The sequence below is a fragment of the Terrisporobacter petrolearius genome (assembly GCF_020748185.1).
Lineage (GTDB): Bacteria > Bacillota > Clostridia > Peptostreptococcales > Peptostreptococcaceae > Terrisporobacter > Terrisporobacter petrolearius.
This window is the reverse complement of sequence record NZ_JAHZMO010000180.1, coordinates 1-454: the sequence shown is the minus strand read 5'-3', so window position 1 is coordinate 454 and position 454 is coordinate 1. Positions and strand designations below refer to the sequence as shown.

The following is a 454-nucleotide window of genomic DNA, read 5'->3' as shown; positions in this document are numbered from 1 at the left end:
TTCCAGTTTTTCACTGTGCGCCATCAACCACATTACCAGGCGGTATAACAACGCCAGAGTGATAAAGACGATAAGTACCGGCACCATCGGCACATCATCATAAAACGCCACATCTCCCGCCGCTGAACCCAGCGTGAGAATGATTAACACTTCAAACAGCGACATCTGTCGCACACCGCGTCTTCCGGTCATTTTGAGGAACAAAAAAACCAGTACAAAGGTATAAAGACTACGTAGTGCAACTTCGCCAAGGAAATCAAAAGGCACTTTATCAAATGCCATACGGTGGAGATCGAACGCCTTCATTTTTATGCTCTTATCGTGGTTTATCCGCTAAAAGCATAGTCAACAGTTCATCGGCATGGCGGCGGTCATAGCGCCTTTGAGATAAAACCCGTATTATTGCGCGCTTTCCGTACGACTAAAGTGATTTTCATGACGCAAACATTTATCC

1 protein-coding gene is annotated in these 454 nt (G+C 45.6%); it reads right to left on the bottom strand.

The window, feature by feature from the left end; all coding sequences use genetic code 11:
- Nucleotides 1-306 (bottom strand): DUF421 domain-containing protein (locus K0040_RS20215; protein WP_228110465.1); only part of this gene is annotated, 306 nt, incomplete at its 3' end.
- Nucleotides 307-454: the final 148 nt, after the last annotated feature.